Raw genomic sequence first — 20,031 nt, forward strand, 5'->3', positions numbered from 1 at the left:
AGGTGAGGTTTCACGAGGAGGCACGAAGTGTTTCGCGGGTGTAACGCGACGGTGCGCTGTGTAAACGTCGTGTTTCGTCACCCGGGCAGTCCCCTGAACGGGGGCCCCGAGTCCGTCAAGCGGCCCGGGTGAGGGCGACCACGCGGCTCGCCGCGCGCAGGTACTTCTTGCGGTAGCCGCCGTTGAGCATCGCGTCGGGGTACACCTGGTCGAGCGGCGTCCCGGACGCGACGATCCGGACCTGCGCGTCGTACAGGCGGTCGACGAGCGCCACCCAGCGCAGGGCGTCGGTCTGGTCGGTGAACGCCTGGACGTCGGTGAGTCCCACGGCGTCCAGGTCCTCGACCATCGCGACGTACTTCGACGGGTGCACGGACGCGAGGTGTCCGACCACGGCTCGGAAGTCGTCGAGCGTGACGGTGCCGGCGGGCAGCGCCCCCTCGACGTCGGTGACGACCCCGGCCGACTCGTCGACCGCGCGCCGACGGTAGTCGAGTCCGTCGATGCGCATCGTGTCGAACCGGTCGGACATCGCCTGGATCTCGCGGAGGAAGTCCTGCGCGGCGAACCGGCCCTCGCCGAGCGCACCCGGCGGGGTGTTCGACGTCGCCGCGAACCGGGTGCCGGTCTCGGTGAGCTCCTTGATGAGCCGCGTCATCACCATGGTGTCGCCCGGGTCGTCGAGCTCGAACTCGTCGATGCAGACGAGCGACGTGCCGCGGAGCAGGTCGACGGTGCCCTGGAACCCGAGCGCCCCGACGAGCGCGGTGTACTCGATGAAGGTGCCGAACGTCTTGCGCCCGGTGGCGGCGTGGTACGCGGCGGCGAGCAGGTGGGTCTTGCCGACGCCGAACCCGCCGTCGAGGTAGACGCCGGACTTCGCGCCCGTGTCGGACACAGCGGCACGACGCCGCCCGAACAGCCCCCGGCGCGGCGCGGCCGATCCAGGACCGGCGACCACGAAGGCCGCCACGGCATCCCGCACCGACGCCTGCGACGGGTACTCGGGGTCCGGTCGGTACGAGTCGAACGAGGCGTCCGCGAACTGCGGCGGCGGCACGAGCGAGTCCGCCATCTGCTGCGGGGTCACCTGCGGGTCGCGGTCGACGAGGTGTTCAGGCAAGAGGGCCCTTCCGGGAAGCATGTCGTGGGGTGTCACGTTGCGTCAGGGGCACGGTACGTCCGCGTACCGTTGCCCACAGGCACCGACGACCGATCCTAGTCCGGTGCCGGATGACCACCTGGAGGTATCCCACCATGACCGCACCGGTCGACACGTCCGAGAAGTTCACCGCCTACGCCCACCCGGAGCGACTCGTCTCCACCGAGTGGCTGCAGGAACAGTTGGACGCCCGCACCCCCGACCTGGTCGTCGTGGAGTCCGACGAGGACGTCCTGCTCTACGAGACGGGGCACATCCCCGGCTCGGTGAAGATCGACTGGCACACCGACCTCAACGACCCGGTGCTCCGCGACTACGTCGACGGCGAGGCCTTCGCCGGACTCCTCGGCAGCAAGGGCATCGGTCGCGAGACCACCGTCGTCATCTACGGCGACAAGAACAACTGGTGGGCCGCGTACGCCCTCTGGGTCTTCTCGCTCTTCGGGCACGAGGACGTCCGCCTGCTCGACGGCGGCCGTGCCAAGTGGATCGCCGAGGACCGCGCGCTCACGACGGACGCCACCGTCGTCACCCCGGCCGAGTACCCCGTCGTCGACCGGGTCGACACCGAGATCCGTGCGTACAAGGACGACGTCCTCGCGCACCTCGGCAAGCCCCTGATCGACGTCCGCAGCGCGCCGGAGTACTCCGGCGAGCGGACGACCGCGCCGGACTACCCGGAGGAGGGCGCCCTCCGAGCCGGCCACGTCCCCACCGCCGTGAACATCCCGTGGGCGACGGCAGCCGCGCCGGACGGCACCTTCAAGACCCGCGAGGAGCTCGACGCGATCTACCGCGACGGCGCCGGCATCGGCGACGCGGACGAGGTCATCGCGTACTGCCGCATCGGCGAGCGGTCGAGCCACACCTGGTTCGTCCTGCAGCACCTGCTCGGGTACGAGAACGTCCGCAACTACGACGGCTCGTGGACCGAGTGGGGCAGCGCCGTCCGCGTCCCGATCGCCGTCGGCACCGAACCGGGTACGATCACCGACCGATGACCGACGCACTCCCCCAGTCCCTCGCCGAGATCCGCGACGACTTCCTCGAGCTCTCCCAGCAGGACCGCCTGCAGCTGCTCCTCGAGTTCTCGAACGAGCTCCCGGCGCTGCCCGAGCGCCTGCAGGGGCACGAGGACGAACTCGAACGCGTCGAGGAGTGCCAGTCGCCCGTCTTCATCACGGTCACCGTGGGCGAGGACGGCGACGCCCCCGGGATCGTCCGGATGCACGCCACGGCGCCGCGCGAGGCACCGACCACGCGCGGCTTCGCCTCGATCCTGGCGCAGGGGCTCTCCGGCCTCACCGTCGAGCAGGTGCTCGCCGTCCCGGCGGACTACCCGCTGACGATCGGGTTGAGCGAGGCGGTCAGCCCGCTGCGGATCCGCGGCATGGTGGGGATGCTGGGCCGGGTGCAGCGGCAGGTGAAGACGCAGGCCGCGGTCGCGTAGACGCCACCACGTGACGGACGGGAGGCACGGTGCCAGCTGGCACCGTGCCTCCCGTCCGCCTCGGGTCGCGTCTACCGCGCGCTGGCCGCGCCGTCGCGCTGGACCACCTCGGTCAGCCACGCGAGGATGCGGGCGTCGAACCAGTCGGCGTCGTGGTTCCAGAGCTTGGTGTGCCGGGCGGTCGTCTGGATCTCGAGCCGCACCAGGTCCGGGCGGGCCTCGGCCAGTGCGTGCGACGCGGAGGACGGGACGAAGCCGTCGTCGTCGCTGTGCATGAGGAGGATGGGGACGTGCAGCTCGTCGGCGCGCGCGACCATGTCGAGCTCGCGCAGGTCGACGGGCTGACGGAGGCCGGTGAGCCGGTGCAGCACGGGCGTGCGGAGGAGCCGCTGGGCGACCTTGCGGACCGGCCGCGGCAGGCGGAGCAGCTGACTCTGGGACTTGAGGACCGCGTGCCAGTCGACGACGGGCGACTCGAGCACGACCCCGTCGACGAGTCCCGCGAACCGTGAGCGGACGAGGGTCTGCAGCACGACCGCGCCGCCCATCGACCAGCCCATGAGCACGACGCTCGACGCGCCCTGGCCCGAGACCCAGCGGAGGACGGCGTCGATGTCCTCCCACTCGGTGCTGCCGAGACCGTAGCGGCCGTCGACGCTCCGCGGGGCGACCCCGTCGTTCCGCCAACTCGCCAGCACCACGGAGTACCCGGCCGCCCGGAAGACCGGCACGGCGCGGATCGTCTCGGCGCGGGTCACGCCGCGGCCGTGCACGAGGACGGCCCATGGTGCATCGGGGTCGTCCGCGCGGATCACCCACGCGGGTGCGGGGCCGTTCGGGGTGGAGACGTCGACGTCCTCCACCGGGACGTCGAGCTCGCCGGGGGTCAGGTAGAACCAGCCGCCCCACCGACCGCGCCGGGCCGCCGTGGGGTCGCCGGCGTCGATCGCGATGATGCGGCGCGTGACGGTCGTGTCGGTCGTGCCGAGGACCTCGCCGACGCGCATGTGCCCGGTGCCGCCGCCGAACCAGAGGCTGTAGCGGCCCTGCAGCTCGGTGTCCGCGGTGCGCTCGAGCGTCACGGTCCCCCGGACGGGGTCGACGGCGTGGATCGGGACGCGCTCGGTGCGCTTGCGGTCCGGGGTGACCACCGCTCGGGCCACCGCCGCGACGAACCCGCCGATCACCGCGGTGGTGACGGCGGCCGCTGCGATGCCGGCTCCCAGTGCGACGAACCCGGCCGATCGTGCGGTCTCCTGGACGACGTCCTCGGCGGGTCGCGCGGATCGGGACATGGTCCGGAGCCTAGTCTGCATTCGTGTCCGAAACCCGAGAGCCCGACGCGTTCGCGCGGCTCCGCGCGTTCGTGGCGTCGGGTGGCACCCGCGCCGAGACGACGATCACCGAGATCCCCTCGCCCTCGCGCATCGCACCCTTCTCGATCGCCCTCGCGGCGGACGTCTCGGGCGCCGCGCACGGCATCGACTCCGACCTCGGCACGGGCCGGTTCATCGCGCTGCACGACCCGGACGAGCCGGAGGGCTGGGGCGGCGCGTTCCGCATCGTGACGTTCGCCCAGGCACCGCTGGAACCGGAGATCGGCGTCGACGAGTTCGTCGCCGATGTGACGTGGAGCTGGCTCGTGGACGCGCTCGCCGCGCACGGGGCCGCGTACGACCACGCCTCCGGCACTGCGACCAAGATCATCTCGCGGGGGTACGGCGACCTCGCGGCGCAGGGCGACGGTGCGCAGCTCGAGCTGCGCGCGTCGTGGACGCCGCGGGACGCTGACCTGACCGCCCACGTCGAGGCCTGGGAGGAGATCGTGGCGATGCTCGCCGGTCTGCCGCCCGCGTCGGACGGCGTGACCCTGTTGGCCCCGAGGAGGCTCGCGAAGTGACTGACCCCGCCTTCGAGGACTCGCACGACGCGGTGCACGTCATCGCGACCCGCGAGGAGTACCTGGACGCCGTCGCCGCGATCGCCGCCGGGCACGGACCGGTGGCCCTCGACGCCGAGCGCGCCAGCGGCTACCGCTACTCGCAGCGCGCCTACCTCATCCAGGTGTTCCGCCGGGGCGCCGGTGCGTTCCTGTTCGACCCGATCCCGATCGGCGACTTCTCCGAGCTGCAGGACGCCATCGTCGACGAGGAGTGGCTGTTCCACGCCGCCTCGCAGGACCTTCCGTGCCTGCAGGAGGTCGGCCTCGTCCCCACCCGCATCTTCGACACCGAGCTCGGTGCCCGGATCGCCGGCTTCCCACGTGTCGGACTCGGGGCGGTCGTCGAGCAGCTGCTCGGCATCACGCTCGCGAAGGCGCACTCCGCCGCCGACTGGTCGACCCGACCGCTCCCGCAGTCGTGGCTCGTGTACGCGTCGCTCGACGTCGAACTGCTCCCCGACCTCCGCGACGCCCTCGCGGAGAAGCTCGACGAGGCCGGCAAGTCCCGGATCGCCGAGGAGGAGTTCGCCGCCGTGCTGACCCGGGCACCGAAGCCCCCCAAGGCCGAGCCCTGGCGCCGACTGTCCGGCATGCACGCCCTCCGAGGCACCCGGGCCCTGGCGATCGCTCGGTCGCTCTGGACCGCGCGTGACGCCTACGCCCGCGAATCGGACATCGCGCCGGGCCGCACCATCCCGGACTCCGCGATCGTGGCAGCCGCAGCGGCGAACCCGGCGTCGAAGGGCGAGCTGGGCGGTGTGAAGGCCTTCACCGGCCGCGCCAGCCGCACCGAGCTCGATCGGTGGTGGGCCGCCGTCGAGGAGGGCCGCACGACCGAGGACCTCCCGAAGCTCCGCGGCACCGGCGAAGCCACGCTGCCACCGCCCCGCGCCTGGGCTGATCGCAACCCGGCAGCCGACCGCCGCTACAAGGCCGCACGCGCGGCCGTGGTCACACGCGCCGAGGAGCTCGACCTGCCCGTCGAGAACCTGCTGACCCCGGAGACGCTCCGGATCGTGTCGTGGGAGCCGCCGCAGCCGATCGCCACCGAGACGGTCGGGGCCGTGCTCGCCGCGCACGACGCCCGTCCCTGGCAGGTCGAGGAGACCGCGTCGATCATCGCGCACGCCTTTGTCGCTGCTGCACAGGAGCCTGCTGCCGAGAGCAACACGGAGTCGTAGGAACGCCCCAACCGGCATGCGTCCGCACAGGCTCGGGGCATAGCGTCGACACTGCATGCCGGGTACGTCCCGGCCGGTCGGGGCGGAACGTGCCCCGACCTGATCGATGAGGATCTGGAGGCCCAGATTGCCAAAGGCAGCAGACGTCGTCTTCGTTGACGGCGTTCGGACACCGTTCGGACGAGCCGGGGAGAAGGGGGTGTTCTGGAAGACCCGCGCCGACGACCTCGCGGTGCACGCGATGCGCGGACTCCTCGACCGGAACGCCTCGCTGGACGGGGCCGCGGTCGACGACGTCGCCGTGGCGGCCACCACGCAGCAGGGCGACCAGGGACTCACCCTCGGCAGGACCGTCGGGATGCTCGCGGGCCTCCCGAAGACGGTCCCCGGGTACGCCATCGACCGGATGTGCGCCGGTGCCATGACGAGCGTCACCACGCTCGCAGGAGCCATCGCCTTCGGCGCGGCGGACGTCGCGATCGCCGGTGGGGTCGAGCACATGGGCCGCCACCCGATGGGCTTCAACTCGGACCCGAACCCCCGCTTCATCGCGGAGCGCATGGTCAACGGCGACGCACTCGTGATGGGCAAGACCGCGGAGCGACTGCACGACCGCTTCCCCGCGATCACCAAGGACCGCACGGACGCCTACGCCGTCCAGTCCCAGCAGCGCTACGCCGCTGCGTGGGCCGCCGGCAAGCTCCAGCCCGACCTTGTGCCGGTCGAGGTCAACACGGGCGAGGGCTGGGACATCGTCTCCAGTGACGAGCCGCCCCGGCCCGGGACCACCCTGGAGGCACTGGCCGCCTTGAAGACGCCGTTCCGACCCCACGGACGGATCACGGCCGGCAACGCGGCCGGCCTGAACGACGGCGCCACGATGAGCCTGCTCGCGTCGGCCGACGCCGCGAAGCAGCACGGGCTGCCGACGAAGATGCGGATGGTCTCGTTCGCGTTCGCGGGCGTCGACCCCGAGGTGATGGGCATCGGCCCCGTCCCGGCGACCGACAAGGCCCTCGCCAAGGCGGGTCTGACGATCGACGACATCGGGCTGTTCGAGATCAACGAGGCGTTCGCCGTGCAGGTGCTCGCCTTCCTCGACAACTACGGCATCGACCAGGACTCCACGAACGTGAACGCCTGGGGTGGCGCGATCGCCGTCGGGCACCCGCTCGCCTCGAGCGGCGTCCGCCTGATGACCCAGCTCGCGGCGCAGTTCGCGGAGCGTCCCGACGTCCGGTACGGCATCACCACGATGTGCATCGGGCTCGGCCAGGGCGGCACCGTCATCTGGGAGAACCCGAACTTCAGCAAGTCCGCAGCACGGAAGGCGGCGTGAGCATGACCATCGTCGACAACGACCGGCTCCTCGCCCTCAGCGAGGACGAGGTCGTCACCCACTCGTACGTGAAGCACGTCGCGCTCCCCTCGGGTGGCACGCTCGCGCTCATCACGCTCGACAACGGCAAGGACTACAAGCGTCCCTCGACGTTGGGGCCGCGCACGCTGTACGAGCTCTCCGGGGTGCTGGACACCCTGAAGACCGAGGCGTCCGCGGGCACGGTCCAGGCGGTCGCGATCACCGGCAAGGAGTACTGCTTCGCCGCCGGGGCCGACCTCTCCCAGGCGGCCGCCGTGCCGTCGCGGGAGGCCGCACACGACCTCGCCGCCCTCGGGCACGCCACGCTGCGGAAGCTCTCCGACCTCGGCGTCCCGTCGTTCGCGTTCATCAACGGCATCGCCCTCGGCGGCGGCCTGGAGATCGGCCTGCACTGCACCTACCGCGTGTTCTCGTCGGCGGCGCAGGGCATCGGGCTCCCCGAGGTCTTCCTCGGCATCATCCCGGGCTGGGGCGGCGCCACGCTGCTCCCACGCCTGATCGGTCCGGAGAAGGCGCTGCGGGTCATCGTCGAGAACCCGCTCAAGAACAACCGCCTGATGGACGGCCCGGCCGCGGTCGAGCTCGGCATCGGCGACGCGCTCATCCCGTCGGTCACGTTCCTGCCCTCCGCGGTGGCGTGGGTCGACGGTGTGGTCTCCGGGCGGACCAAGGTCGTCCGGAAGAACGAGCCGGGCATGATCGAGAAGGCCGCGTGGGGCACCGTGGTCAAGGTCGCCCGCAGCCAGGTGGCGTCGAAGATCGGCACGGTCCCGAAGTCGCCGTTCCGCGCCCTCGACCTCGTGGCGGCGGCCAAGTCCGGATCGCTGGACGAGCGCTTCGCCGACGAGGACGACGCCCTCGCCGACCTCATCTCGGGCGACCAGTTCGCCGCGTCGATGTACGCCTTCGACCTCGTGCAGAAGCGGGCGAAGCGTCCCGTCGGTGCCCCCGAGGGCGTCGAACCGAAGAAGATCACGAAGGTCGGTGTGCTCGGCGCCGGACTCATGGCGTCCCAGTTCGCCCTGCTCTTCGCGCGGCGACTCGGCGTCCCGGTCGTCATCACGGACGTCGACCAGAGCCGTGTCGACGCGGGTGTGGAACGGATCCGCGGCGAGGTCGACAAGCTGCTCGACAAGGGCCGGGTCTCCCCCGACGACGCGAACCGCATCAGGGCGCTCGTGTCCGGATCGGTCTCCTACGACGCGTTCGCGGACGCCGACTGGGTGATCGAGGCCGTGTTCGAGGAGATGAGCGTCAAGCAGGACGTCTTCCGGAAGATCGAGCAGGTCATCGCCCCGGACGCGATCCTCGCCACGAACACGTCGTCGCTGTCGGTCGACGAGATGGCCTCGGTGCTCGCCAACCCGGAACGCCTCGTCGGGTTCCACTTCTTCAACCCGGTCGCGGTCATGCCGCTGCTCGAGGTGGTCCGCGCGTCGAAGACCTCGGACGAGGCCCTCGCCACGGCCCTCGCCGTCGCGAAGACCCTGAAGAAGACCGCGATCATCACGGCCGACCAGCCGGGCTTCGTCGTCAACCGCGTGCTCGCGCGGGTGCTCGGCGAGGCGATGCGCGGCGTCGAGGAGGGCACGTCGTTCGACGTCGTCGCTCAGGGCGCTGCGCCGCTCGGTCTGCCGATGTCGCCGTTCGAGCTCCTCGAACTCGTCGGGCTGCCGGTCGGTGCGCACGTGCTCGACTCGCACCACGCCGCATGGCCGGACCGCTTCTACCCCGGCGACGGGCTGAAGAAGATCGCCGAGTTCGGACACATCCTGACCCGCGACAAGAAGGGCGCCGCGACCGGGTACGACCCCGCTGCCGTGAAGCTCGTCGCACCCGCGAAGAAGGACGCGAAGCCGGTCGACGCTGCCGAGATGCAGCGCCGCTTCGAGGACGCCCTCGCCGACGAGCTGCACCGCATGCTCGAGGACGGGGTGGTTCAGCACGTCGAGGAGATCGACCTCGGCCTGATCCTCGGTGCGGGCTACCCGTTCCAGGCCGGTGGGATCAGCCCGTACCTCGACCGCTCCGGTGCGTCCGAGCGGGTCTTCGGCGGCGCGTTCCACGAGCCGCTGATCGTCGGCCCCGCCTCCCGCTAGGGCCGGCGGCCGCGCCGCGTCGCCACCGCACAACCAAAGTCACCCCGAACCGCGCGAATCCGTGGTTCGGGGTGACTTTGGTCGTGCCGGAGCACGGCGCACCAGCGGCGCCGGGCAGTGCCCGCTCAGCCGTCGACGGACGACCGCGACCGCGCCGGCTTCGCCTGGGGCAGCTTCGTGCCGACGACCTGGTCGATGACGTCTCGGGCGATCGCCTGCGCGGTCAACCCCACGTCGGCGAGGATCTGGGACCGCGACGCGTGGTCGATGAACTCGTCCGGCAGCCCGAGCTCGTTGACACCGGTGTCGACGCCCGCCGCACGGAGGTCCTGCCGCAGCCGGGTCCCGACACCCCCGACCCGCACGCCGTCCTCGATGGTGATGACGAGGCGGTGCGTCCGGGACAGTTCGACGAGCGACACCGGGATCGGCACCACCCACCGTGGGTCGACGACCGTGACGCCGATGCCCTGCGCCTCGAGCAGCGCAGCGGCCTCCAGGGCGATCGGGACCATCGAGCCGACCGCGACCAGCAGGACGTCCTCCTCGGCACCGGAGTCCGGCGCGTGCAGCACGTCGACGCCGTCGTCCAGTCGCCGGAGCGCGGGGATGTCCGGCCCGACCTGCCCCTTCGACCACCGCAGGACCGTCGGGGCGTCGCCGACCGCGACTGCCTCGCGGAACTCCTCGCGCAGCGTCGGCGCGTCACGGGGTGCGGCGATCCGGATGCCGGGCACGACCTGCAGCAGCGCGAGGTCCCACATGCCGTGGTGCGACGGCCCGTCCGGTCCGGTGATGCCGGCGCGGTCGAGCACGAACGTGACGCCCGCCCTGTGCAGCGCGACGTCCATGAGGACCTGGTCGAACGCCCGGTTGAGGAACGTGGCGTAGAGGGCGACCACCGGGTGCAGTCCCCCGTAGGCGAGCCCGGCCGCGGTCGTCACGGCGTGCTGCTCCGCGATCCCCACGTCGATCACGCGCGACGGGTGCTGTTCCTGGAACAGGTGCAGCCCGGTCGGTCGGAGCATGGCCGCGGTGATCGCCACGATCGTCTCGTCCTCGGAGCCGACCGTGGCCAGCGTCGACGCGAACACCGACGTCCACGACGGCCCCGACGACACGTCGAGCGACTCGCCCGTCTCCGGGTCGATGTGCCCGACGGCGTGGAACTGGTCCGCCTGGTCGCGGAGCGCCGGCTCGAAGCCGTGTCCCTTCTCGGTGATGGCGTGCACGATCGTCGGCGCGCCGTACTCCTTCGCCTGGCGGAGGGCCGCCTCCATCGCGCGCTGGTCGTGTCCATTGACCGGCCCGATGTACTTGATGTCGAGGTTCGAGTACAGCGCCTCGTTGTTCGTGAACCGCGACAGGAACCCGTGCAGGCCGCCGCGCATCCCGCGGTAGATCGCCCGTCCCGGCGCGCCGAAGCGCCCCGCGACGGCCCGGGTGGTCTCGTACAGCGCCCGGTACTCCCGCCGCGTCCGGACCGAGCTGAGGAACCGCGCCATGCCACCGATCGTCGGGGCGTACGAGCGCCCGTTGTCGTTCACGACGATGACGAGCCGACGGTCGTTCCCGTCGGAGATGTTGTTGAGCGCCTCCCAGGTCATGCCGCCGGTCAGCGCCCCGTCACCGACCACCGCGACGACCGTGCGGTCGCTCTGTCCGGTCTGCACGAAGGCGCGCGAGATGCCGTCGGCCCAGGACAGCGAGGAAGACGCGTGCGAGGACTCGACGATGTCGTGCTCGGACTCGCGCCGCTGCGGGTAGCCCGCCAGGCCGCCGCGCTCCCGGAGCCGCGAGAAGTCCTGCCGCCCGGTCACGAGCTTGTGCACGTACGACTGGTGCCCGGTGTCGAAGACGAACGGGTCGTGCGGCGAGTCGAACACCCGATGCATCGCGAGGGTCAGCTCGACGACGCCGAGGTTCGGACCGAGGTGGCCGCCGGTCTTCGCGACCTCGGCGACGAGGAAGCGTCGGATCTCAGCGGCGAGGTCCGTCATCTGCGCGTCCGACAGAGGCTTCAGGTCGCGCGGCGACGTGATGCTGCTCAGCAGGCTCACGGGCGCTCCTTTCGTGGGGCTGTCGGCCCACTCTATTCTCGGGACCCGACAACGGACGGGAGGCGCGTGGCGGCGCCGCACCGCGCCTCCAGTCCGTCAGGTGCGCACCGTGACGACGACTGCACGCGTCCCACCGCGCGCACTCGTCGGCAGACCGCGGACATCGCGGCGGGCGCGCCGCCGTGCGACCCGCGTACGGACAGGAGGCGCGGTGCCAGCTGGCACCGCGCCTCCTGTTCGGATCCTGGTTGCGTCAGACGAGCGACCGCAGCACGTACTGCAGGATGCCGCCGTTGCGGTAGTAGTCCGCCTCACCCGGGGTGTCGATGCGGACGACCGCGTCGAACTCGATCGTCTGCTTGCCCGCCGGCGAGTGCTCGCTCGGCTCGGCCGTGACGTGCACGGTCTTCGGGGTGCGGCCCTCGTTCAGCTCGGTCAGCCCGGAGATCGAGACGACCTCGGTGCCGTCGAGCCCGAGGGACTCGATCGACTCACCGGCCGGGAACTGCAGCGGGACGACGCCCATGCCGATGAGGTTCGAGCGGTGGATGCGCTCGAAGCTCTCGGTGATGACGGCCTTCACGCCGAGCAGGTTCGTGCCCTTCGCCGCCCAGTCGCGCGACGAGCCGGAGCCGTACTCCTTGCCGCCGAAGATGACGAGCGGGATGCCCTGCTCCTGGTAGTGCTGCGACGCGTCGTAGATGAACGACTGTGCGCCGTCCGGCGTGGTGAAGTCGCGGGTGTAGCCGCCCTCCACGCCGTCCAGGAGCTGGTTGCGGAGGCGGATGTTCGCGAACGTGCCGCGGATCATGACCTCGTGGTTGCCGCGACGCGAGCCGTAGGAGTTGAAGTCCTTGCGGTCGACACCGTGCTCGGCGAGGTACTGGCCCGCCGGGCTGTCCGCCTTGATCGAACCGGCCGGCGAGATGTGGTCGGTGGTGACCGAGTCGCCGAGCTTCGCGAGCACCCGGGCGCCGGAGATGTCCGACACCGCGTCGGGCTGCATGGTCATGCCCTCGAAGTACGGGGGCTTCCGGACGTAGGTCGACTCGGTGTCCCACTCGAACGTGTCGCCCGTGGGGGTCGGCAGGTTCTTCCAACGGTCGTCACCCTCGAACACGGAGCCGTACTCGTGGGTGAACATCTCGGTGTCGATCGAGGCGTCGATGACCTGCTGGACCTCGACCGCGTCGGGCCAGATGTCCTGCAGGAAGACGTCGTTGCCGTCCTGGTCGGTGCCGAGGGCGTCCTTGTCGAAGTCGAAGTGCATCGACCCGGCGAGGGCGTACGCGATGACCAGCGGCGGGGACGCCAGGTAGTTCATCTTCACGTCGGGGTTGATGCGGCCCTCGAAGTTGCGGTTGCCGGAGAGCACCGCGGTGACGGCGAGGTCGTTGTCCTGCACGGCCTGCGAGATCTCCTCGGGCAGCGGGCCCGAGTTGCCGATGCAGGTGGTGCAGCCGTAGCCGACCGTGTAGAAGCCGAGCTCCTCGAGGTAGGTCGTCAGACCGGCCTTCTCGTAGTAGTCGGTGACGACCTTCGAGCCGGGCGCGAGGGTGGTCTTGACCCACGGCTTGGCCTTGAGGCCCTTCTTCGCGGCGTTCCGGGCGAGGATGCCGGCGGCCATCATGACCGAGGGGTTCGACGTGTTCGTGCACGACGTGATGGCGGCGATCGCGACGGCGCCGTGGTCGATCGTGAACGGGTCCGCACCGTCCATCGCGACCTTGGTCGGCTGCGAGGCGGTCGACGGCGCGCTCGACACGTACACGTGCTCGTGCGTCGTGGTGTCCTCGTTCGTCGACCCGGCGGCGATCGGGTCGGAGGCCGGGAAGGTCTCCTCCACCGCGTCGTCGAGGTCGGTCTGCTCGCTGGGCGACGTGTAGTTGCTGAGGTCGACCTCGAACTGGGTCTTCGCCTTCGACAGCTCGATGCGGTCCTGGGGACGCTTCGGGCCGGAGATCGAGGGGACGACCGTGGAGAGGTCGAGCTCCATGTACTCGGAGTAGTTCGGCTCGACCGACGGGTCGTGCCAGAGCCCCTGGGTCTTGGCGTACGCCTCGACCAGTGCGATCTGCGCGTCGTCGCGACCGGTCAGACGGAGGTAGTCGAGCGTGACGTCGTCGACCGGGAACATCGCCGCGGTGGAGCCGAACTCCGGCGACATGTTGCCGATGGTGGCGCGGTTCGCGAGCGGGACCTCGCCGACGCCCTCGCCGTAGAACTCGACGAACTTGCCGACGACGCCGTGCTTGCGGAGCTCCTGCGTGATGGTGAGCACCACGTCGGTCGCGGTCACACCGGCCGGGATCGACCCGGAGAGCTTGAAGCCGACGACCTTCGGGATGAGCATCGACACCGGCTGGCCGAGCATCGCTGCCTCGGCCTCGATGCCGCCGACGCCCCAGCCGAGCACGCCGAGGCCGTTCACCATCGTGGTGTGGGAGTCGGTGCCGACGAGGGTGTCCGGGTAGGCGTAGGTCTCGCCGTCGAAGTCACGCGTGTAGGTGACCTTCGCCAGGTACTCGATGTTGACCTGGTGCACGATGCCGGTTCCCGGCGGGACGACCTTGAAGTCCTCGAACGCGGTCTGGCCCCAGCGGAGGAACTGGTAGCGCTCCCCGTTCCGCTCGTACTCGAGGTCGGTGTTGCGCTGGAGGGCGTCCTCGCGACCGAAGAGGTCGGCGATGACGGAGTGGTCGATGACCATCTCGGCCGGCGACAGCGGGTTGATCTTGTTCGGGTCGCCGCCGATGTCGGCCATCGCCTCGCGCATGGTGGCGAGGTCGACGATGCACGGCACGCCGGTGAAGTCCTGCATGACGACGCGCGCCGGCGAGAACTGGATCTCGGTGTCCGGCTCGGCGTCGGGCTGCCACGACCCGAGGGCGCGGATCTGCCCCTCGGTGACGTTCTTGCCGTCCTCGGTGCGGAGGAGGTTCTCGAGCAGCACCTTCAGGCTGTACGGGAGCTTCTCGTGCCCGGGCACCGTGTCGATCCGGTGGATCGCGTAGTCGACACCCCCAACCGACAGTGTGTCCTTCGAGCCGAAGCTGTTGACTGCAGCCACTGTGCCGCCTCCCTGTTGATCGGTGTGCCCCCATCCAAGCGGGGCGCACGGCGTCCCACCAGCAAGGCAAACCTAAACCCCGCAGCCCTGGGAGGGCCGAGGAGAAGTGTCTCGATGTCGAGACAACTCTACACCGTGGCGGTGTCGCCCTCGCGCTTGAACACCGTGCGGACGAGCAACCAGGTCACCCAGAGCAGCGCCGCGTACAGCGGGACGCCGGTGATGAGCTTGATGCCCGCGAGCAGTTCGACCTGGGCGGTCAGGTACAGCGGCACCTCGATGACGAGCCGGATCGCGAAGAGCCCGACCCACAGCCAGGTCGCCACCGTGAGCACGCGGCGCTTGGCCGGGTCCGCACGCCAGTCCTGGTGGCTGCCGTCCTCGTTCGGCGGCAGCAGGAACCCGACGACCAGCCCGATGAGCGGCTGCCGGATCGCGAGCGTCACGAGGAGCCCGACGAGCCAGACCGCGTTGATGACGATGCCGGGGATGAAGTTGCTCTCCGCGCGCCCGGTGATGAGCGCGAGGCCCGCCGAGATCGCCACGCCGAGGATCCCGGCCAGGGACATCACGAGCGACTGTCGCTGGAGCAGCCGGAGCACGACGAACACGACGCCGATCGCGACGGGGATCAGGACGCTCGGGACGAGCTCCTTCGTGATCGCGTAGACGACGAGGAACGCGAGCCCGGGCAGGACCGACTCGGCGAGCCCGCGGACCCCGCCGATCGCCGCGACGAGCGCGTGCCCGGAGGGCGCCTCGCCCGGGGCGACCTTGCCGAGCCCGGTGTTGGCGACGGCCGCGCGGAACTGCTCGTTGAACGACGGCAGCGCGTCGGACGCACCCGTCTCGGGACGGGAGGTGTCGTCGTTGTCCGGCACCGTGCCTCCAGGCTCAGATGGCCGACTGCGTCGACTTCGGCATGTGCAGCGGGATCAGGTCGCGCGGCGGCATCGGCGTGTTCCCGCGGACCACGACGACGCTGCGGAACAGGTCCTCGATCTCGGCGGCGTCGTCCGGGGACTCGGCGGCCTTGCCGGCGATCACGCCGCGCAGGAACCAGCGCGGGCCGTCGACGCCGATGAAGCGCGCGGGGCGGGCGCCGTCGGTCACGCCGGAGCCGTCGGTGACGACCGGCACCTGTGCACGGAGCTCCGGGCCGAACGGGCCGTCGACCTCGGTCACGACGCCGCCCTGCCGCTCGATCTGCTCGGCGATCTGCGCGCGGATCTCGTGCCAGAGCCCGGTCGAACGCGGAGCCGCGAACGGCTGGACCTGCAGCGTCGACTCGTCGTAGTCGAGCCCGACCGCGACGACGCGCTGCGAGCCCTCCTCGACCTCGAGCCGCAGGTGCAGGCCCTCTCGTGGCAGGACCTTCACGCCACCGAGGTCGACGTACGGGCGGACCAGGTTCGCCTCGGTCTCGTCGTGCGGCCCGCTGTCGGCGCGGTCGTCCGGCGCGGACTTGTCGGTCGGCGCCACGGCGTCCACCTCGTCGAGGTCGGCGTCGGCGTCGGTCGCGATGTCGACCTCCGGCGTCGTGTCCGCGATCTCGACCTCGTCGGCGACGGCCTCGGCCACCTCGACCTCGTCACGCTTGCGTCGACCGAACTTCATGCGCGCGTTCCTTCCTGAGCGTTGTCGGCGGTGCCGCTGACGGCGCCGCTCCGGTCACCGTAGCCCGACGACCCGAAGCCACCCTGGCCCCGGACGCTGTCGGGGAGCTCGTCGACGCGGGTGAACGACACGCGCGGGACCGGCATCACGATCATCTGGGCGATGCGGTCGCCGACGTGCACCTCGTGTGCCGCGGACTGGTCGGTGTTGAGCAGTGCGACCTTGATCTCGCCCCGGTACCCGGCGTCCACCGTGCCCGGCGCGTTCACGATCGTGATGCCGTGCTTCGCGGCGAGGCCACTGCGCGGGACCACGAACGCCGCGTACCCGTCGGGCAGCGCGATCCGGAGTCCGGTGCCCACGAGACGACGCTCGCCCGGCTGCAGCACGAATGCCTCCGTCGAGACGAGGTCGGCACCGGCGTCACCGGGGTGGGCGTATCCGGGAGCGTTCTCCCCGGTCCAGAGCACGTCGACTGGTTCGGTCACGTGTCGAGGGTAGTGCAGACCGTGACCGTTCCGTGACCTGACCGGAGTCGTGGTCGAATGGTGTCGTGACCCTGTACCGCGAACGACTGTGGGCTCCGCCCGTCCTCTACCTGGCGACGGCGCTCGTCATCCCCGCCAGCCTCCTCGTGTTCCTGCCGATCAGCGTGCTCGCCGGCGTGCTGGTCGCGATCGGCATGGAGCTCGGCGTGCTCGTCCTGCTCTGGGCGCTCGCCCCGACGATCGAGGTCACGGACACCGAGTTCCGCGCCGGCAAGGCCCACCTCCCCCGGTCGCTCGTCGGTTCGGCGGAGGCGTTCGACGGCGCCGAGGCCACCACTCAGCGCGGCCCGAAGCTCGACGCCCGCGCGTGGACGCTCTTCCGCGGGTACGTGCGCGGGGTCGTGCGCGTGGAGGTCGCGGACGCCGCGGACCCGACGCCGTACTGGCTGGTCAGCGTGCGCGACCCGGCAGCGGTGGTCGCCGCGCTGCGTTCCTGAGCCCGGGTCGCGTCGGTCCCCGCCTCGCCGCTGTCGGCCTGGAGGCACGGCGCGGCCCCGCCCCGCGCGTTCCGTCCCACCGCGCGTGCGTTGGCACGCCGTCTCGTGGCGCGGCGAGAACGGGCGTACCTGGTCGAAGCGGGCGTACCTGGCGGGAACACCCGACCAGGTGTGCCCGGTTCCGCCTTCCATCGCGGGCGTTCTGGGAAGGAACGATCTCGCGGTCGTCCGACATCGGACCCGGACACGCAGAACGGCCCGTCACCTCGCGGTGACGGGCCGTTCGTGTTCGTACGTTCCCGTGCGTACTGCCCCTAGAGCGCCGCGCACTCCGCGCAGACCGGGCCGAGCTTCGACTCGTGGTCGAGCTGCGAGCGGTGCTTCACCAGGAAGCACTCGACGCAGGTGAACTCGTCGACCTGGGGCGGGAGCACGACGACGTCGAGGTCGACGTCGCTGAGGTCCTGTCCGGCGAGCTCGAAGCTGCCGGGGTTGTCGGAATCATCGTCGACGACCCCCGACATCTTGTCGGGAACGCGCTCCTTGAGGGCCTCGATCGACTCCGAGTCGGAGTTGTCGTCGGTCTTCCGGGGGGCGTCGTAATCGGTGGCCATGCCCATCCATTTCTCGTATCGAGAGGTCGTCGCCGGTGATCGGCGGCGACAGTTTGCACCACGTCTCGCCAGAGCGCAAACCGAAGCCTCCGGCGGGTCGTTCTGGCGCTGCAACCCGTCGTCGTGCGCAGCTATTCCCGGCGTCCGGAAACGCGTCACGGGAGTCCGCGGCACGCCCGTGCGCCTCCGCGGGAACGGGTGTCCACGGCTGCATACTCCTGGGGTACGACGCACGACCGCACGCGACGCTCGGAAGGCGGAACCATGCAAGACGTGAGAGTCATCGGAGTGGAGTCCGGGGCACTCCTGCTCGCGACCGACGGCGGCACCGAGTTCCGGCTGCCCGTGACCTCGTCGCTGCCGGGCCAGGTCCGGCAGGCGAACCCCGAGTCCGGTCCGCAGAAGCGCGTGTCCCCGAAGGACGTCCAGGCCCGCATCCGCGGTGGCGCCGACGCCGCCGAGGTCGCCGCGGCGCTCGACGTCGACGTCGAGTACGTCCGTCGCTTCGAGGGCCCCGTGCTCGCCGAGCGTGCGTTCATCCTCGACGCCGCGCACCGGGTCGCCGTCACCCCGGTCGACGACGAGGCTCCGGTCACCTTCGGCGAGGCGATCACCGCCAAGCTCGAGGCCGGCGAGGCCACCGCGGTCAGCTGGGCGTCATGGAAGCACGTCGAGAGCGGCTGGCAGGTGCGCGTGCACTACACCGCAGCCGAGGTCGAGCACGACGCGCAGTGGCGCTTCGACCCGAAGACGGCGACCCTCACGCCGGACAACGGCGATGCGCACCGTCTGTCGCACACCGACGACGAGGGCATCGCGCCCCGCCTCCGCGCGGTCGAGACCGACCACCACGACACCGACGGCACCCGCTTCGACTCCGGTGCGTTCCGCGTCGACGAGCCGGACGAGGACGTCACCAACCCCGACGTGCAGGAGCGTCCGCTCCGTGCACCGCTCCCCCGCATCGGTGCGGCCGTCGAGGAGCGCGCCCCGGGCAACGAGACCGCCGACCTGCTCGAGGCCCTGCGCCGCCGACGCGGTGAGCGCGAGTCCGCGGCCTTCGGTGAGCAGCAGGACGCACCGCGCGTGACCTCGATCAGCGTCGTGGACATCCCGCTCCAGGGCTTCGAGGACGACTCGTCGGCCGCCGAGCCGCAGGACGCGCGGCCCGCTTCCGCCCCGGAGCCCGAGAACGGCCGACAGGAGCGCAAGAAGCGCAACCGCCGGTCGATGCCGAGCTGGGACGAGATCGTCTTCGGCACGCGACCGGACGAGGACCCCGCCTGATCCGTGGCGGCCGGGTGGGCTACTGCGCGAACGCTCCGGCGAGGCGCAGTGGCACCATCGTCTCCTCGTCCGTCATGGCACCGTGCTGGCCGATCATCCGCTTCGGCAGTTCGCCCTCGCGCAGGCCGCGGTCGTCGTTGAACGCCCACGAGCCGCGGGCCACGACGATGACGTCGCCGATCCGGTCGACCACGGCGTCCGACACCGCGCCGAACCACCCCGCCGCGATCGCCTCGTCACGGCTGGCGACGTACGCCTTCTTGCCGTAGCGCGCACGGAAGGCCCCGACGAGGGAGCGGACGTCGGTTCCCGGTGCGACGGTCAGCTGCCGGCAGCGCGGGTCCCCGGCGACGCCGATCACGTCCGTCAGCAGGAGCGGGTCGATCGCGATGTTGGCGTGGTCGGGGACGTCGAGCACGCCGTGGTCCGCCGTCACGACGATCCCGACGTCGCTCGCGGCCGAACGGTCGAGCCGTGCGAGTTCGCCGTCGAGGAGTTCGAGGGCGCCGGTCCACCGATCGGACTGCCACCCGTTCTTGTGCCCGATCGAGTCGAGCTCCGGGACGTAGAGGTACACGAGCGACCGACCCGACACCGTCTCGGCGAGGGCGGCGTCGACGCGCTGCGGAATCGAGTCGGCCGGGACGTACCGGGCACCGCCGAGCACGTTCGCCGTCATCCCCGACGAGCGGTACCGGGCCGGACCGACCACCACGGGGTCGACACCGAGCTCGGGCGCCTCGGAGAACAGGGTCCGGGCGAGGAACCAGTCGGCCGGCACCTCGTCGTCCCAGCCGCTCAGCAGGTTCATGACCGCGCCGGTGGCCGGGTTCCAGCCGCTGTACCCGACCACACCGTGCTCGCCGGGCGACCGGCCGGTGGTGAGGGTGCTGAGCGCCGCTGCCGTCGTCGTGGGGAAGCCGCTGCGCAGCTTCCGCTTGCCGGCGGCGAGCCACCGCGCGTGGCCCGCACGGGCCGCCAGCGCGCCGGCCCCCAGGCCGTCGACCAGCACGACGATCGCGGAACGGGCGGGACGGAGGGTGATCCGTGCCTCCAGGCCGGTGGTGCGCAACCACGCGTCGTCCGCAGCGCCGAGCGCGACGAGGCAACTCGGGAAGACGTCGGCGAGGTTGGCGGTGGCGTCGGGGGCCGTCGGTACGCTTGTTCCCATCTCCCCCAGTCT

The 20,031-nt window shown here is 71.1% G+C and carries 17 protein-coding genes; 8 read left to right on the forward strand and 9 right to left on the reverse strand.

The genetic code is table 11. From position 1 onward, the window contains the following. Nucleotides 1-115 precede the first annotated feature (115 nt). Nucleotides 116-1,075 carry a cell division protein ZapE gene (zapE, locus tag CRP27_RS03195; RefSeq protein WP_255257444.1) on the reverse strand — a complete coding sequence of 320 codons (960 nt, stop codon included), beginning with the start codon at nt 1,073-1,075 and terminating at the stop codon, nt 116-118. Between the two features lie 182 nt (nt 1,076-1,257). Here zapE and CRP27_RS03200 point away from each other — a divergent pair, with 182 nt between their 5' ends. Both CRP27_RS03200 and CRP27_RS03205 read left to right on the forward strand, forming a co-directional pair. Continuing rightward, the gene (locus CRP27_RS03200) at nt 1,258-2,163 is read left to right on the forward strand and encodes a sulfurtransferase (RefSeq protein WP_097179281.1); all 906 of its coding nucleotides are present in this window, start codon (nt 1,258-1,260) and stop codon (nt 2,161-2,163) included. Next, nucleotides 2,160-2,612, forward strand: coding sequence for a SufE family protein (locus CRP27_RS03205; protein WP_097179282.1), 453 nt, complete (start codon nt 2,160-2,162; stop codon nt 2,610-2,612). The genes CRP27_RS03200 and CRP27_RS03205 overlap by 4 nt, the downstream gene beginning before the upstream one ends. A 71-nt stretch (nt 2,613-2,683) precedes the next feature. Here the strand turns inward: CRP27_RS03205 and CRP27_RS03210 are convergent, their stop codons facing one another. Continuing rightward, nucleotides 2,684-3,907 (reverse strand): alpha/beta fold hydrolase, encoded by a 1,224-nt coding sequence (locus CRP27_RS03210; protein ID WP_176505445.1) that lies wholly within the window; start codon nt 3,905-3,907, stop codon nt 2,684-2,686. A 23-nt stretch (nt 3,908-3,930) separates the two neighbouring features. Between CRP27_RS03210 and CRP27_RS03215 the strand changes: the two genes are divergently transcribed. The 4 genes from CRP27_RS03215 (at nt 3,931) to CRP27_RS03230 (ending at nt 9,215) form a co-directional block, all read left to right on the forward strand. Further along, on the forward strand, nt 3,931-4,512 hold the full coding sequence (locus CRP27_RS03215) for a DUF3000 domain-containing protein (RefSeq protein ID WP_097179284.1): 582 nt from the start codon (nt 3,931-3,933) through the stop codon (nt 4,510-4,512). Continuing rightward, entirely contained in the window at nt 4,509-5,735 is a 1,227-nt protein-coding gene (locus tag CRP27_RS03220) for an HRDC domain-containing protein (RefSeq protein WP_097179285.1), read from the forward strand. Before CRP27_RS03215 ends, CRP27_RS03220 begins: the two co-directional genes overlap by 4 nt. Nucleotides 5,736-5,841: 106 nt before the next feature. Next, on the forward strand, nt 5,842-7,074 hold the full coding sequence (locus CRP27_RS03225; protein WP_176505446.1) for a thiolase family protein: 1,233 nt from the start codon (nt 5,842-5,844) through the stop codon (nt 7,072-7,074). Between the two features lie 2 nt (nt 7,075-7,076). After that, nucleotides 7,077-9,215: a 3-hydroxyacyl-CoA dehydrogenase NAD-binding domain-containing protein gene (locus CRP27_RS03230; RefSeq protein WP_097179287.1), complete on the forward strand. Its 2,139-nt coding sequence runs from the start codon at nt 7,077-7,079 to the stop codon at nt 9,213-9,215. A gap of 125 nt (nt 9,216-9,340) precedes the next feature. On the opposite strand, the gene dxs is transcribed toward CRP27_RS03230, so the two are convergent. The 5 genes from dxs to dut all read right to left on the reverse strand — a co-directional run bounded on the left by dxs (nt 9,341) and on the right by dut (nt 16,450). Further along, the gene (dxs, locus tag CRP27_RS03235; RefSeq protein WP_097179288.1) at nt 9,341-11,275 is read right to left on the reverse strand and encodes a 1-deoxy-D-xylulose-5-phosphate synthase; all 1,935 of its coding nucleotides are present in this window, start codon (nt 11,273-11,275) and stop codon (nt 9,341-9,343) included. 253 nt (nt 11,276-11,528) lie between these two features. Beyond that, complete coding sequence (gene acnA, locus CRP27_RS03240) at nt 11,529-14,345, reverse strand: aconitate hydratase AcnA (RefSeq protein WP_097179289.1); 2,817 nt, start codon at nt 14,343-14,345, stop codon at nt 11,529-11,531. 128 nt (nt 14,346-14,473) lie between these two features. Beyond that, entirely contained in the window at nt 14,474-15,226 is a 753-nt protein-coding gene (locus CRP27_RS03245; protein ID WP_097179290.1) for a DUF3159 domain-containing protein, read from the reverse strand. 13 nt (nt 15,227-15,239) lie between these two features. Continuing rightward, nucleotides 15,240-15,962 (reverse strand): DUF3710 domain-containing protein, encoded by a 723-nt coding sequence (locus tag CRP27_RS03250; protein WP_255257410.1) that lies wholly within the window; start codon nt 15,960-15,962, stop codon nt 15,240-15,242. Then, complete coding sequence (gene dut / locus CRP27_RS03255; protein WP_097179291.1) at nt 15,959-16,450, reverse strand: dUTP diphosphatase; 492 nt, start codon at nt 16,448-16,450, stop codon at nt 15,959-15,961. The genes CRP27_RS03250 and dut overlap by 4 nt, the downstream gene beginning before the upstream one ends. Nucleotides 16,451-16,515: 65 nt before the next feature. Here dut and CRP27_RS03260 point away from each other — a divergent pair, with 65 nt between their 5' ends. After that, nucleotides 16,516-16,947 carry a DUF3093 domain-containing protein gene (locus tag CRP27_RS03260; RefSeq protein ID WP_097179292.1) on the forward strand — a complete coding sequence of 144 codons (432 nt, stop codon included), beginning with the start codon at nt 16,516-16,518 and terminating at the stop codon, nt 16,945-16,947. Between the two features lie 314 nt (nt 16,948-17,261). On the opposite strand, the gene CRP27_RS03265 is transcribed toward CRP27_RS03260, so the two are convergent. After that, on the reverse strand, nt 17,262-17,561 hold the full coding sequence (locus CRP27_RS03265; RefSeq protein ID WP_031263038.1) for a DUF4193 domain-containing protein: 300 nt from the start codon (nt 17,559-17,561) through the stop codon (nt 17,262-17,264). A 273-nt stretch (nt 17,562-17,834) separates the two neighbouring features. On the opposite strand from CRP27_RS03265, the gene sepH reads away from it, so the two are divergent. After that, a complete protein-coding gene (gene sepH / locus CRP27_RS03270; protein WP_176505447.1) occupies nt 17,835-18,848 on the forward strand; it encodes a septation protein SepH in 1,014 nt (337 codons plus the stop codon). A gap of 19 nt (nt 18,849-18,867) precedes the next feature. Here sepH and CRP27_RS03275 read toward each other — a convergent pair whose 3' ends face one another. After that, nucleotides 18,868-20,019: an alkaline phosphatase family protein gene (locus CRP27_RS03275; protein WP_097179294.1), complete on the reverse strand. Its 1,152-nt coding sequence runs from the start codon at nt 20,017-20,019 to the stop codon at nt 18,868-18,870. Between the last annotated feature and the right edge of the window lie 12 nt (nt 20,020-20,031).

It is taken from the genome of Curtobacterium sp. 314Chir4.1 (assembly GCF_900215175.1).
Lineage (GTDB): Bacteria > Actinomycetota > Actinomycetes > Actinomycetales > Microbacteriaceae > Curtobacterium > Curtobacterium pusillum_A.